A 14,567-nucleotide genomic window follows, 5' to 3' on the forward strand; every position below is an offset into this window, starting at 1 on the left:
ACCACGCCACGACCCGCAGGAGAGAACCCATGACCGAGACGAACCCCGACACCGCGACCGGGACACGCTTCCGGCTCGAGGACGTGGCACGACCGAGCGGCGGCTTCGCCATGCTCGCCGTCGACCAGCGCGAGGCGATGCGCGCGATGTTCGCCGAGCACCAGGACGCGCCCGTCACGGACCAGCAGCTCACCGAGTTCAAGGTCGCCGCCACCCGCGTGCTGACTCCCCACGCGTCGGCCGTGCTCGTCGACAAGCAGTTCGCGTTCGACGCCGTCGTCGACGCGGGCGCCGTGGCCCCGACCTGCGGGCTCATCGCGGCCGCCGACCACTTCATCGCCGGCAACGGCGAGTTCGTCACCTCGGTCGAGATCGACCGCGCGGTCGACCCCGCCGCCGTGCGCGAGCAGGGAGCGGTCGCCATGAAGCTGCTCGTCATCCACCGCCCCGACGAGCCCGCCGCGACGCGGGTCGAGATGGTCGAGGAGTTCGTCGAGCGCTGCCGCGCCGCCGGCCTCGTCAGCATCATCGAGCCGGTGGCCAAGGCCCCGCGCGCCGGCGGCGCCTGGGACTGGGACGCGTGCGTCATCGAGGCCGCGCGCGAGCTGGGGTCGCTGGGGGCGGACCTCTACAAGGCCGAGGTGCCGTTCAAGGGGCAGGGCTCCGACGACGAGATCCGCCGCGCCTGCGCCGAGATCACCGAGGCCGTCGCGTCGCCCTGGGTCGTGCTGTCGTCGGGCGTCCCCGCCGAGCTGTTCCCGCACGCCGTCGAGCTCGCCTGCCACGAGGGGGCATCCGGCTTCCTCGCCGGCCGTGCCGTGTGGGCCTCGGTCATCGGCAGCGACGACATCGAGCGCGACCTCCGCGAGGTGTCGATCCCGCGCCTGCAGCGGCTCGGCCAGATCGTCGACGAGGCAGTCCGGCGATGAGCACCACGCAGGCCCCCAAGGTCACGCTCGTGGCCACGGCACGCCCGACCTTCGCGGTCGACGTCGCCGAGCGGCTCGCCGGCGAGGCGCGTGCCCTGCTCGTCGAGCTCGGCGCCGAGGTCAGCGGACCCGACGCCCTCGTGATGACGCCAGACGACGTCGCGGCAGCCAAGGCGTACGTCGACGGCTCGGCCGACCTCGTCGTGAACGTCTGCGCCTCCTTCTCCGACGCGACCCCCGCCCTCGAGCTCTACGGCGACCTCGAGCAGCCCGTGCTGCTGTGGTCGTTCCGCGAGCCCGGTCCGGTCGGTGACCGCCTCTGGCTCAACTCGATGTGCGGCGCGAACCTCTTCGGCCACGCCCTCGTGGTGCACGCCGGGCGCACGCCGCGACTCGTCTACGGAAACCCCGACGAGCCCGAGACCCGCAGCGTCCTCGAGGCCGCCCTCGCGGGGCGGCTGCCCGAGGTGGTCCCCGCCCCGACCGACACCCGCGAGCGCAGCGAGCGCGCCGACGTCGAGCCGGCGCTGGAGTCGCTGCGCGGTCGCCGGCTCGGCCTCGTCGGCGACGCCCCTCCCGGCTTCACGCCGAGCCAGTACGACGGCGACCTGCTGAGCAGGCTCTTCGGCATCGAGGTCGAGCAGGTGCCCGTGGAGGCCATGTTCGAGCAGGTGGGCTGCGTCAGCGACGCGGACGCGGCGGCCGAGCACGACGCGGCCGTCGAGGCCCAGCCCAGCCTCGCCTCCGTCGACGCCGGCCAGGCCCTCACCTCGGCACGCATCACGACGGCCATGCGCGGCTGGCGCGACCGGGAGACCCTGTCGGGCATGGCGATCCGCTGCTGGCCTGAGTTCCCCACCCAGCTCGGTGCCTGCCCGTGCTCGTCGCTCTCCCGCGTCGCCGACGAGGGCACGCCGACCGCGTGCGAGCGCGATGTCTACGGCGCCGTGACGATGCTGCTCATGGAGGCGCTGGGATCCGGCACGACCTACCTCGTCGACACCGTGGAGCTCGACGCGGAGCAGAACGTCGTGCGGCTCTGGCACTGCGGTGCGGCCGCGACGTCGCTCGCCGCCGACCCCGATGACGCCACGCAGTCGACCCACTGCAACCGCAAGCTCGGCGTCGCGGGCAACTTCCCCCTGCGCACCGGCCCGGTCTGCATGGCCCGGCTCACCGAGGACCCCGAGCGGCCCGGGCAGCTCCGGCTGCTGCTCGCCGCCGGCGAGTCGATGCCCGAGCCGAACCGGTTCCAGGGCAACACCGCCGCCGTCCGCCTCGACGGCGACGCGTCCACCTTCGTCACCGGTCTGGTGACCGGCGGCTTCCCCCACCACACCGTTCTCGCGTGGTCCGACGTGCGTCCGCAGCTGCGGGCCGCCGCCGCCCTCGTCGGGATCTCGGTCGTGGACTGGTAGTAGCACCCTCGCAGGACCCCAAGGAGAGACAACGATGTCTGACACGCCCAAGATCGACCGCCGTCGGTTCCTGCACGGCCTCGGCGCCCTCGGCGTCGGGGGAGCCCTCACCGCGTGCGTGGGCCCGACGATCACCTCGCGTGGTGCCGGGGGCACCGCGGCCGGCTCGGCGGCACAGCTGCTGCCGCCCGTCAACAGCTCCAAGGCCACCGGCCCGGTGTCGTTCGCGCACTGGCGCGCCGAGGACAAGGCCGTCTTCGACACGCTCATCGCCTCGTTCCGCAAGGCGAATCCGCAGGCCGACGTCACCCAGGACATCGCGCCGTCCAACGACTACCAGAGCACCGCGCTCCAGAAGATCAAGGGCGGCAAGATCGGGACGGCGTTCACCGCGTTCCGCGGCGCCCAGTTCGTCAACATGAACAAGGCCGGGCTGTATGCCGGTCTCGGCGCCCAGCCGTTCGTCGACAACTACTTCGCCGAGCTGATCAAGACCGGCCAGGCCGACACCCGGGCGCAGATGGGCCTGCCCTACCAGCTCGTCTTCAACATGCCGATCTACAACGAGGCCGCCTTCGAGGCTGCGGGTGTCAGCTCGTTGCCGAAGGACTGGGACGGCTTCCTCGCGCTGTGCGAGACCCTCAAGGGCAAGGGCCTCACGCCGATCGCGTGGCCGGGCGGCGAGCCGGCCAACTCGGGCCAGCTCATCAACTCGATGGTGATGAACAACATGCCCACCGACACGGCGTTCGCCGACATCGAGGCCGGCACCCGCAAGGTCACCGACGACTGGTTCATCGCCACGCTCAAGCAGTACCAGCAGCTCGCACCGTTCTTCGAGGCCAACTCGACCGGCACGAGCAGCGAGCCCCTGCAGCAGCTCTTCGCGAGCGGCAAGGCGGCGATGCTCGCCACGGGCTCGTTCCACATCAGCGCCGTCCGCAAGCTCGGCGCGAAGTTCCCCATCGGGCTCGTCGCGCCCATCACGGTGGATGCGGCGAAGGCGAAGTACGAGGGCATCTACAACGCGACGTTCATCCTCGGGGTCAACTCGGCCGGCAAGGGCCAGGACGCCGCCCTCAAGTGGGTGCAGTTCCTCTCCGACCCGGTCAACGCCGCCGTCTACGCCAACGGCACCGCGCAGCACGTCACGGTCAAGAACGTCGAGTACACGAACGCCGACCTCAAGCACAACGCCGCGTGGCTCGAGAAGAAGACGATGCTCGCGCCCCGCTTCCAGTTCAACAACCTCGACATCAGGGCGGCCGTCGAGGCGGCGTGCGTCGCCGTCGTCGGTGGCACGTCACCCGACCAGGCTGCGGCCCAGGCCCAGGGCGTCGTCGACCAGAAGCGGAAGTGACATGTCCACGACACTGACCTCCGAGCGTCCCCCCGAAGCCCCGACCGGTCCCGAGCCCGAGCGTCCGGACGGGCGTCGCAACCCGATGGCGGCACACCCCGCACTCTGGCTCTTCCCCGTGCCGGCCCTCGTCCTCTACATCACCTTCTTCGTCATCCCGACGATCCAGGGCGTCGTCTACTCGGTCACCGACTGGGACGGCTTCAGCCCCACCGCGCAGTTCGTCGGCGTCGACAACTTCGTGAAGATCTTCACCGGTGACGACCTGTTCCGGAACGCCCTCGGCAACAACCTCAAGTTCATGCTGGTGGTCGTCGTGTTCCAGACGGTCTTCTCGCTGGCCCTGGCGGTCTTCCTGACGAAGAACAGCAAGTCGTCCGTGGCCCTGCGGTCGGTGTTCTTCTTCCCGACCATCCTGTCCAGCGTCTCCGTCGCGTTCATCTGGAAGTTCGTCTACGACCCGAACTTCGGGCTCGTCAACTCCGTGCTCGGCGCCGTGGGGCTCGACCGGTTCCAGAGCGCCTTTCTCGGCAACGACGGGCAGGCCATCTACTGGGTCGCACTGACCCAGGTGTGGTTCCACGTCGGCCAGATGATGATCATCTTCATCGCCGGTCTGCAGCAGATCCCGCAGGAGCTCTACGAGTCGGCCCAGACCGACGGGGCCAGCAGGTGGCAGCAGTTCCGCCACGTGACCCTGCCGATGGTGGCTCCGGCCACCGCCGTCGTCATGGCGTACACGACCGTGCAGTCGTTCAAGGCCTTCGACCTCATCCTCGGCCTCGGCGGCAACCCGCCGAAGGGCTCGCTCGACATCCTGTCGACGCGCATCTACTCGGGCTTCGCGAACTCCCAGTTCGGTTACGCCGCAGCCGAGTCGCTCGTCTTCATGGCCCTGATCGCCGCCATCACCTGGATCCAGCGCCGTGCCGTCAAGGCCAGCAGCCCGGACGCGTGAGGAGAGTCCCATGACCTACAACCTGTCCCGACGCGTCGTCCTCGGCGTGTATGCCGTGCTCGTCATCGTCCCGCTCGTCGTCGTGATCTTCGGATCCTTCAAGACGAGCCAGGACCTCTTCGCCTCACCGTTCACACCACCCACCGACTGGCAGGGCGGCAACTACTCGAAGGTCGTCAAGGACTCCGGTCTCGGTGTCGCCTTCCGCAACAGCGTCATCGTCACCGGGCTGTCCGTGCCGCTCACGCTGTTCGTGGCGAGCCTCGCGTCCTACGGCATCGCCCGGACGACGGGCTGGAAGAGCGCGCTGCTGTTCGGCTTCATCGTGCTCGGCATGGCGGTTCCCGCACAGGCCAACATGATCCCGCAGTACGTCCAGTTCGAGACGTTCGGCCTGACGAACTCCCTGCTCGGCCTGGTGCTCATCAACATCGTCGTCACCCTGCCGATCGCGGTGTTCATCCTCACGGGTTTCCTCAAGACCCTCCCCAAGGAGCTCTTCGAGGCCGCTGCCGTCGACGGGTCAGGGCCCTGGCGCACCTACCGCTCGGTGGTCGTTCCGGTCTCGGTGCCCTCGCTGTCGGCGACCGCGATCTTCCTGTTCGTCATCCACTGGAACGACCTGCTCTACCCGCTCCTGTTCATCAACGAGGCCGACAAGCGCACCATCCCCGTGGCGCTGCTCTCGTTCCAGGGCGAGTTCCTCACCGACTACCCGCTGCTCTTCACCGGCGTCGTCGTCGCCTCCGCGCCGATCGTCATCGCCTACGTGTTCCTGCAGCGCTACTTCGTCGCCGGCATCACGGCCGGCGCCGTGAAGGGCTGACCATGACGCACGAGACTCCGTCCTCCTCCGCGTCCACGGGCGCCGTCCTGCTCCGCCGCGTGCGCGACGCCCGGGTCGACGCGCAGGGGACCACGGCCACGCTCGCCGTGGACGGGCTGCCCGGTGTGCAGCTGGGCGTCATGCCGGGCTGGCTCACGGGGGAGCCGCTCGAGGACCAGGGTGTCGAGACGCAGATGCCCAACCTCCCCGACATCGAGCTGCCGCCCACCGACATCACGCCGTTCGAGCTCAGGGTCACTGCCCCGCGGCCCGACTGCCTCCGACTCACCGTGGGACCGAGCGGCGCATCCGCGCTGGCCGACGACGGCACCTCGACGGGCATCGTGGTCCATCCGGCGCCGGCGCCTCAACGGATCGCGCTGGAGCAGAACGAGACCCACGTCGTCCTCACGACCGGAAACCTCCGGCTGGAGGTCGGACGGGCACCCTTCACCCTGCGTCTCGTCGACGAGGCCGGCGGCGCCACCATCCTGCGCACGGCAGACCGCCTGCGCCAGGTCGCAGGCCTGCTCACCGCCCCGTCCGTGGTCGTCACCGGCGGCACGACGACGCTCAACCTCGAGCTCGGCTCCGACGAGGACGTCCTCGGCTTCGGCGAGCAGTTCGGTCGGCTCGTGAAGAACGGCCAGCTGCTGCGACTGCGCAGCGAGGACGCCTGCGGCACCGGCACCGGCATGGCATACAAGCCGGTCCCGGTCTGGCACTCGAGCCGCGGCTACACCGGCTTCGTCAACACGGGGGCCGTCGTCAACGCCGACGTCGGGCACTCCCGACCCTCCGTGCTCTCCCTCGGCATCGAGGACGGGGCGATCGACCTCTACGTCTTCGCCGGCCCCGACCCGGGTGCACGACTGACGAACTACACCGACCTCACCGGGCGTGCTGACGTGCCGCCGCCGTGGGCCTTCGGCTACTGGATGGGCCGCTGCCGCTACCACTCGAGCGAGGAGATGCTCGAGGTCGCGCAGAGCACCCGGCGCCACCAGGTGCCGATGGATGTGCTGCACCTCGACCCCGACTGGCTCGTCGTCGACCGGCTCAACACCGACTTCATCTGGAACACCGATCGGTTCGGCGACCGCAAGCAGTTCGTCGAGGACCTCGCCGACCTCGGCCTTCGGCTCTCGGTGTGGGAGCTGCCCTACCTCGACCCGGCCTCTCCGCTCTTCGACGAGGCCGAGCGCGAGGGCTACCTCGTGCGCCGCACCGACGGGACGCTCGCCGGCATCGTCAAGACGCCGACCCCCGACGGGCGCATGCGCGCTCTCATCGACTTCACCAACCCGACGGCCAAGCGCTGGTGGCAGGAGAAGCACCGCGCCTTCCTCGACGACGGGGTCGCGGTGTTCAAGACCGACTTCGGCGAGGCGCTGCCCGACGACGTCGCCCTCTACGACGGCACCCCCGCCAACCAGGCGCACAACCTCTACCCGCTGCGCTACAACGCCGCGGTGTCCGACGCCATCCGTGAGTTCACGGGACGGGCACCGCTCGTCTGGGGGCGCAGCGGCTGGGCCGGCTCGCACCGCTACCCGGGTCAGTGGGGAGGCGACGCCGAGTCGACCGTGGCCGGCATGCAGGCGACGGTCCGTGGTGGGCTGTCGTACGCGATGAGCGCCCCGGGCTTCTGGAGCCACGACATCGGCGGATTCTTCGGGCCCGAGCTCACGCCGGCTCTCTACGTGCGGTGGACCCAGCTGGGTGCGCTGTCGCCGCTCATGCGCGCCCACGGGCTGCGCCCCCGCGAGCCGTGGGCCTTCGGTGACCAGGCCCTCGACATCGCCCGTGAGTGGGTGCGACTTCGCTACTCGCTGCTGCCCTACCTCTGGCAGGTGGCCCGCGAGTCCGCAGCGAACGGCTGGCCCGTGATGCGGCCGCTCGGCTTCCACCACTCCGACGACCGGGTCGCGCGCAGCGTCGACGACAGCTTCCTGCTGGGCCGAGACCTGCTCGTCGTGCCCGTCTTCGACGACGGCGACGCCCCCGTCAGCCGCACGTTCTACGTGCCCGAGGGCGAGTGGTTCGACCTCGACGACGACACGAGGTATGCCGGTCCGGCCTTCCACACCGTCACGGTGCCGCTCGACCGGATGCCCGTCCTCGTGCGCGGTGGAGCGACGATCCCCCGGGTCGACGTCGACGAGTCCGTCCGGTCGGTCGACGACCTGCACGGGCGGCCCTGGACGCTCCACGCATACGGCGCCGGGGCGCCCGACGGCGCGGACGCCACCGACGGCCTCGTCGGGTTCGACGAACAGCCGGCATCCTTCGCCGGACCGGTGGTGCGACATGGGGGCTGACGAAGGCAGGTGGGGCGACCTGCAGGAGAAGCTCGCCCGCCTCGCCGAGCTGGCGCGCAGCCACGGCGTCGACACCGTCGTGCTGCGCGAGCCGGCCAACCTCACCTGGCTCCTCGGCGCCCGGGTCAACGTGCCGCAGACGCTCGACACCGCGTGCCTCGACGTCATCGTCCACGTGCCGGCGTCGGGCGCCGTCGGCCTCACCGTCGTCACCAACGCCATCGAGGCGCCGCGGCTGCGCGATATGGAGCTCGCCGGCCTCGACGACGCGTGCGAGACGCGGTGGGAGGTCGTGCCATGGTGGGAGGGCCGTGACGGGAAGCTCCCCACGGGTTCCCGTGTCGCGGGCGACCGGCCCCCGTCCGGCGCCGTCCCCGTCGGGGCCGACCTGGCGGCAGCCCGCCGACAGCTCACCGGACTCCAGCGCAGCCGCCTCGCCGACGTGTGCCGCGACGCGGCCGCTGCCGCCACCGCTGCAGCGCAGGGACTGACGCCGAGCACCACCGGCTACGCCGCGGCCGGAGCGTTCGCCCGCGAGCTGCTGGACCGCGAGCTCGACCCCATCGTGCTGCTCGTGGGCGGTGCCGACCGGCTCGAGGCGCACCGGCACCCGCTGCCCGTGGGCGAGCCCGTCGGCGACCTCGCGCTGCTCGTCGCCTGCGGACGGCGGCACGGGCTGGTCGCCAGCGTGAGCCGCATCGTGTCCTTCGCCTCCCTCGATGCGCAGCAGGAGGACGCCTACCGCCGGCTGCTCTCCGTCGAGCAGGCCTTCCTCGACGAGAGCCGAGTGGGTGCGCGACTCGGCGACGTCGTGGGTGCCGGCGCTGCGGCATACGGCCGCAACGGCTTCGACACCGACGAGTGGCACCGCCATCACCAGGGCGGCCTCAGCGGCTTCGTGCCACGGGAGTTCCCCGCGCACACGACGAGCGACGTCGTGCTCGGCGACGGTGCCGTCGTCGCCTGGAACCCGAGTGGTGCCGGCTGGAAGGTCGAGGACACGACGCTCGTGCTCGACGACGGTCCGCGCACCCTCGTGCACGACGACGCCTGGCCCACGGTCGAGGTGGGCGGTCGCCGCCGCCCTGGCGTGCTCGTCCGCTGACGCCCCATGACGTACGGAAACCCTGAACGCAAGGAGACTGCAGTGCCCACCATCGCGAAGAACCTCGTCGCCGGCACCTGGGAGGAGGGCGAGTCCGCCATCGAGGTCACCAACCCCGCCGACGGGAGAGTCGTAGGGCAGGTCGCCTGGGGCGGACCCGACACCGCCCGTCGTGCCGCCGACGCCGCAGCGGGAGCCTTCGGCGATTGGTCCGAGCTGCCCGCCCGGCGGCGTGCCGACATCCTCCTCGAGGCGTCCCGGCTGCTCGCCGAACGCGCCGAGACGATCGGCGCGACGCTCGCCCGCGAGGCCGGCAAGCGGCTGCCCGAGGCCGTCGGCGAGGTGGCCTTCAGCGCCGAGTACTTCCGCTGGTTCGCCGAGCAGGCGCGCCGCCCCCACGGCGAGGTGATCCCGCACGAGGCCGCCGACCGGCGCCACCTCACCGTGCGCCGACCCGTCGGCGTCGTCGCCTCGCTGACGCCGTGGAACTTCCCGTGCTCCATCCAGGCGCGCAAGCTCGCCCCGGCGCTCGCCGCCGGCTGCACGGTCGTCGCGCGGGTGTCGGAGAAGGCCCCGCTGGCGGCGACGGAGCTGATCCGCACCCTCGTCGACGCCGGCGTGCCCGACGGCGTCGTCAACCTCGTGCACGGCCCCGCCCGCGAGGTGACCCAGGCCCTGCTCGACCACCAGGCCGTGCGCGCGGTGTCGTTCACCGGGTCCACGCAGGTAGGCCGCGAGATCATGGCGTCCGCCTCGCGCAGGATCGTGCGCCCGTTGCTCGAGCTGGGTGGCGACGCCGCCTTCGTGGTGTTCGACGACGCCGACCTCGACGCGGCCGTCGAGGGGGCGATGCTCGCCAAGTTCCGCAACACCGGTCAGTCGTGCATCGCCGCCAACCGCTTCCTCGTGCACGAGGACGTGCACGACGAGTTCGTGGGGCGCCTCGCAGCTCGCGTCGAAGCGATGACGATCGGCGACGGCCTGGCCGACCCGCTGCCCGACCTCGGTCCCGTGATCGACCAGTCGCGAGTCGATGCCGTGAACTCCCTTGTCGACGAGGCGATCTCGCTCGGCGCCAAGCGCGTCACCCAGGAGCGCGACCTGCCGACCGCAGGGACGTTCGTGGCGCCGACGCTGCTCACCGACGTGCCGACGACCGCCGGTCTCGCAACCGAGGAGGTGTTCGGCCCCGCCGCCGCCGTCTTCCGGTTCCGTGACGCCGACGACGCCGTCGCGCGGGCCAACCGCACCGAGATGGGTCTGGCCGCCTACGTCTGGTCGGCCGACGTGTCGCGGTGCTGGCGCACGGCCGAGCGCCTCGAGGCCGGCATCGTCGGCGTCAACAACGCACTGCCGTCCGTGGCCTTCGCCCCGATGGGTGGCGTCAAGCAGTCCGGCCTCGGCCGTGAGGGCGCCGCCCTCGGGCTCGAGGAGTTCGAGGACGTTCGCTACCTCGCCCTCGGGCTCTGACCCCGCCATGACGACCGACCAGGACGCGACGGCATGAGCACCGAGCTCGTGCTCCTGCCCCTCGGCGTCATCGCCGGGGCGCTGACCCAGCGGGTGACCGGCATCGGTTTCGCGCTGGTGTGCGCGCCGCTGCTCGTGCTCGTCGCCGGGCCATTCGAGGGCGTCGTGCTCTCGAACCTGCTGGGGCTCATCGTCAGCGCCGTCGTGTTCGTCACCCAGTGGCGCGAGACCGAGTGGCGCAAGGGCCTGCTGCTGGCCGTGCCCGCGCTGCTCGCGATCCCGCCCGGGGCCTGGGTCGCGCGCAACGTGCCCGCGCCGCAGCTCATGGTCATCATCGGGCTGACGGTCATCGTCGCCCTCGCCGCCGTGGTGCTCAGCGACCGGGCCCGCGTGCTGCGCGGCACGTCGGGCGCGGTCGTCGCCGGCGGGGCGAGCGGCTTCATGAACGTCACTGCGGGAGTGGGCGGCCCGGCCATCGTGCTGTATGCCGTCAGCACCTCGTGGGAGCACCGCAAGTTCGTCGCGACCTTCCAGTTCTTCTCGATCTTCACCAACCTCGCGTCGCTCGCAGCCAAGGGCGGCCTGCCGCGGGTGTCACCGGCCGCCCTCCTCGTCTCGCTCGGTGCACTGTTCGTCGGGCTGCTCGGCGGGGAGGCGCTCTCGCGACGGGTGGACCACGAGATGGCCCGCCACCTCGCCATCGGGCTGGCGCTCGCGGGCGCGGCCTTCACGGTCGTGAAGGGAGTGCTGGCGTGGTGAGCGCGCGTCGCGGGCGCCCGCCCTACGTGGCCGCCATCGACCAGGGGACGACGAGCACCCGCTGTCTGGTGGTCGACGCGGACGCCACCGTCGTCGGCAGCGCGCAGACCGAGCACCGGCAGCACTACCCGGCGCCGGGCTGGGTCGAGCACGACGCCGAGGAGATCTGGCGCAACACCGTCCACGTCGTCGAGGCGGCCCTGCGCGACGCGGGACTCGAGGCCGCCGACATCGCGGCGTGCGGCGTCGCCAACCAGCGCGAGACCGTCGTGGTGTGGGACCCGGCGACCGGCGAACCCGTGCACCCGGCAGTGGTGTGGCAGGACACGCGTACGGCCGAGGTGTGTGCGCGTCTGGCCGACGACCCGGCCACCGTCGAGCGCGTGCGCGCGATCACCGGGCTGCCGCTGTCGACCTACTTCAGCGGGCCGAAGATCGCGTGGGTGCTCGACCACGTGCCGGGAGCCCGTGAACGAGCCTGCGCGGGTGACCTGCTCGTCGGCACGGTGGACTCCTGGCTCGTCTGGAACCTCACGGGCGGCCCCGACGGAGGGGTGCACGTCACCGACGTCACGAACGCGTCGCGCACGCTCCTCATGGACCTGCGGACTCTCGCCTGGAGCGACGAGCAGCTCGACCGTCTCGACGTGCCGCCGGCGGCGCTGCCCGCGATCCGCAGCTCGTCCGAGGTCTACGGCACCGGCCATCCCGGGAGCCCCCTGCCGGGCGTTCCCGTGGCCGGCGCGCTGGGTGACCAGCACGCCGCCCTCGTCGGGCAGGCCTGCTTCGAGCCCGGCTCGTCCAAGAGCACCTACGGCACCGGCGGCTTCCTGCTCGCCAACACCGGTGAGGAGATCGTCCGCAGCGACCACGGGCTGCTCACGACGGTCGCCTACCAGCTGGGCGAGAGGCCGCCGCACTACGCGCTCGAGGGGGCCGTCGCCGTGGCCGGCGCGCTCATCCACTGGCTGCGTGACCGCCTGGAGCTGGTCCGCGACGTCGCCGAGGTGGAGACGCTCGCGGCGAGCGTGCCCGACAGCGGGGGCGCCTACGTCGTGCCCGCCTTCTCGGGACTCTTCGCCCCGCGCTGGCGACCCGACGCCCGCGGCGTCATCGCGGGCCTGACGGCCTACACCTCGCGGGCGCACCTCGTGCGGGCGGCGCTGGAGGCCACGTGCTTCCAGACGCGCGAGGTGGCCGACGCGATGCGCGCCGACACCGGCCGTGACCTGGACGAGCTCAAGGTCGACGGCGGGATGGTCGCCAACTCGCTGCTCATGCAGCTGCAGGCCGACGTGCTGCAGGTGCCGGTCGTCGCCTCCGAGGTGACCGAGACGACCGCGCTCGGCGCAGCGTTCGCCGCCGGCCTCGCGGTCGGGGTGTGGGACAGCCCGGAGGCCGTGGCCCGGGTGCGCCGTGTCGGTCGGCGGTGGGAGCCCGACCCCGGCTCGACGCTCGCCACCATCGGCTGGAGCGGCTGGAACGACGCCGTGGACCGGTCGCTCGGCTGGGCCACCTCCGAGCCCGTGCCTCACCCCCAGCCCGAACCCCTCGTCAAGGAGACGTCGTGAACGTACGCGACCGCATCGACCCTGCCCACCGGGCCTCCACGTGGGGCGAGCTCCAGGACGGCGCCTTCGACGTGCTCGTCATCGGGGGAGGGGTGACCGGCGCGGGCGTGGCGCTGGACGCGGCGACCCGCGGGCTGCGAACCGCCCTCGTCGAGATGCGCGACTTCGCGAGTGGCACCTCGTCGCGGTCGAGCAAGCTCTTCCACGGCGGCCTGCGCTACCTGGAGCAGCTGAACTTCACCCTCGTGCGCGAGGCGCTGCACGAGCGTGAGCTGATGCTCACCCTGCTCGCGCCGCACCTCGTGCGCCCGGTGCCGTTCCTCTACCCGCTCAAGGGCCGGGTGTGGGAGCGGCCCTACGTCGGTGCGGGACTCGCGCTCTACGACGCCCTTGCCGGTCGCAGCAGCGTGCCGCGGCACCGCCATCTCAGCCGCACCGGCGCACGCGCCCTGTGCCCGGCGCTGCGACCCGACGCGCTGGTCGGGGCGCTGCAGTACTACGACGCGCAGGCCGACGACGCCCGACACACCCTGACAGTCGCGCGCACGGCGGCGCACTACGGCGCCGTCGTCCGCTCCTCGACGAGGGTCGAGGGCCTGGTCCGCGACGGCGGCCGGGTCGTCGGCGCGGAGCTGCGCGACGTGGAGACGGGGGCGCGCGCGACCGTCCGCGCGTCCGTCGTCGTGAACTGTACCGGCGTGTGGACCGACGACGTGCAGGAGCTCGCCGACACGAGGGGTCGGTTCCGCGTGCGGGCGTCGAAGGGCGTGCACCTGGTCGTGCCGCGCGACCGGATCAACTCCGAGACCGGCCTGATCCTGCGCACCGAGACCTCTGTGCTCTTCGTCATCCCGTGGGGCAACCAGTGGCTCGTCGGCACCACCGACACCGACTGGAACCTCGACAAGGCCCACCCGGCTGCCAGCCGCTCCGACATCGACTACCTTCTCTCGCAGGTCAACTCGGTGCTGACGACCCCACTGACGCACGACGACATCCTCGGCGTCTACGCCGGCCTCCGGCCACTGCTGTCGGGGGAGTCCGAGGCCACGAGCCAGCTCTCGCGCGAGCACGCCGTCGCCCGACCGCTGCCGGGCCTCGTCAGCGTCGCCGGCGGCAAGTACACGACCTACCGGGTCATGGCCCGCGACGCCGTCGACGCAGCCGTGCGCGACCTCGACCGTCCCGTCGCGCCGTCCGTCACGCACCGGACGCCCATCCTGGGGGCCGAGGGCTACGAGGCGCTGAGCAACTCCCTCGAGTCCCTGGCGGCCGAGTGGTCCCTGCCGACCTGGCGCCTGCGCCGGCTGCTCGACCGCTACGGCAGCCTCGTCGCCGAGGTGCTCGAGCCGACCCGCGAGGACGCGAGCCTGCGCGAGCCCCTCGCCGGCGCAGACGAGTACCTGCGTGCCGAGATCCGGTATGCCGTCACCCACGAGGGTGCGCTGCACCTCGACGACGTGCTCACCCGGCGCACCCGCATCTCGATCGAGGTCGCCGACCGCGGGGTGGGTGCGTCGTCGGGCGTGGCGGCTCTCGTCGCACCTCTGCTGGGCTGGGACGAGGCGACGACGACGGCGGAGGTGCAGGCGTACGCCGACAGGGTGCGCGCCGAGCGGGAGTCGCAGACCCACGCCGAGGACCTGGACGCCGACGCCGTGCGACGGGCTGCCGCCGACCCTCGCACCCTCCACGGCGACGGGCGGCCGCGAGGCTGACGTCGGTGCACCACGCCGGGTCGCGCCTCCGGCGCGCCGGGTGACGCGCTGCGTATCCTCGGCCGGGTGCGCGGTCGAGGATCGAGAGCGACCGGCAGACCGGCGCGCCGGCGGCGACGGCTCGGACGGGTC

General features: G+C 71.9%; 11 protein-coding genes. All 11 read left to right on the forward strand.

The window, feature by feature from the left end; genetic code table 11:
- The first annotated feature begins 29 nt into the window (after positions 1–29).
- Genes ACYVNR_RS05245 through ACYVNR_RS05295 form a run of 11 tightly spaced genes read left to right on the forward strand, consistent with a single transcriptional unit; the run spans position 30 to position 14,435 of the window.
- Positions 30–929 (forward strand): aldolase, encoded by a 900-nt coding sequence (locus ACYVNR_RS05245; protein ID WP_461047059.1) that lies wholly within the window; start codon positions 30–32, stop codon positions 927–929.
- On the forward strand, positions 926–2,347 hold the full coding sequence (locus ACYVNR_RS05250; protein WP_461047061.1) for a hypothetical protein: 1,422 nt from the start codon (positions 926–928) through the stop codon (positions 2,345–2,347). Before ACYVNR_RS05245 ends, ACYVNR_RS05250 begins: the two co-directional genes overlap by 4 nt.
- 34 nt (positions 2,348–2,381) lie before the next feature.
- Positions 2,382–3,707 (forward strand): ABC transporter substrate-binding protein, encoded by a 1,326-nt coding sequence (locus tag ACYVNR_RS05255; protein WP_045191408.1) that lies wholly within the window; start codon positions 2,382–2,384, stop codon positions 3,705–3,707.
- A gap of 1 nt (position 3,708) precedes the next feature.
- On the forward strand, positions 3,709–4,665 hold the full coding sequence (locus ACYVNR_RS05260) for a carbohydrate ABC transporter permease (RefSeq protein WP_045191409.1): 957 nt from the start codon (positions 3,709–3,711) through the stop codon (positions 4,663–4,665).
- Between the two features lie 10 nt (positions 4,666–4,675).
- Positions 4,676–5,491, forward strand: a complete 816-nt coding sequence (locus ACYVNR_RS05265) for a carbohydrate ABC transporter permease (RefSeq protein ID WP_045191410.1) — start codon at positions 4,676–4,678, stop codon at positions 5,489–5,491.
- Positions 5,492–5,493: 2 nt separating this feature from the next.
- Complete coding sequence (locus tag ACYVNR_RS05270; protein ID WP_461047064.1) at positions 5,494–7,812, forward strand: glycoside hydrolase family 31 protein; 2,319 nt, start codon at positions 5,494–5,496, stop codon at positions 7,810–7,812.
- Positions 7,802–8,917 carry a M24 family metallopeptidase gene (locus ACYVNR_RS05275; protein WP_461047066.1) on the forward strand — a complete coding sequence of 372 codons (1,116 nt, stop codon included), beginning with the start codon at positions 7,802–7,804 and terminating at the stop codon, positions 8,915–8,917. Before ACYVNR_RS05270 ends, ACYVNR_RS05275 begins: the two co-directional genes overlap by 11 nt.
- Before the next feature lie 42 nt (positions 8,918–8,959).
- Complete coding sequence (locus ACYVNR_RS05280) at positions 8,960–10,387, forward strand: NAD-dependent succinate-semialdehyde dehydrogenase (RefSeq protein WP_461047068.1); 1,428 nt, start codon at positions 8,960–8,962, stop codon at positions 10,385–10,387.
- Between the two features lie 33 nt (positions 10,388–10,420).
- Complete coding sequence (locus ACYVNR_RS05285) at positions 10,421–11,146, forward strand: sulfite exporter TauE/SafE family protein (RefSeq protein ID WP_045191412.1); 726 nt, start codon at positions 10,421–10,423, stop codon at positions 11,144–11,146.
- Complete coding sequence (gene glpK / locus ACYVNR_RS05290) at positions 11,143–12,717, forward strand: glycerol kinase GlpK (RefSeq protein ID WP_461047070.1); 1,575 nt, start codon at positions 11,143–11,145, stop codon at positions 12,715–12,717. The genes ACYVNR_RS05285 and glpK overlap by 4 nt, the downstream gene beginning before the upstream one ends.
- Positions 12,714–14,435 carry a glycerol-3-phosphate dehydrogenase/oxidase gene (locus ACYVNR_RS05295; protein ID WP_461047072.1) on the forward strand — a complete coding sequence of 574 codons (1,722 nt, stop codon included), beginning with the start codon at positions 12,714–12,716 and terminating at the stop codon, positions 14,433–14,435. The genes glpK and ACYVNR_RS05295 overlap by 4 nt, the downstream gene beginning before the upstream one ends.
- Positions 14,436–14,567: the final 132 nt, after the last annotated feature.

This window comes from Terrabacter koreensis (genome assembly GCF_054783315.1).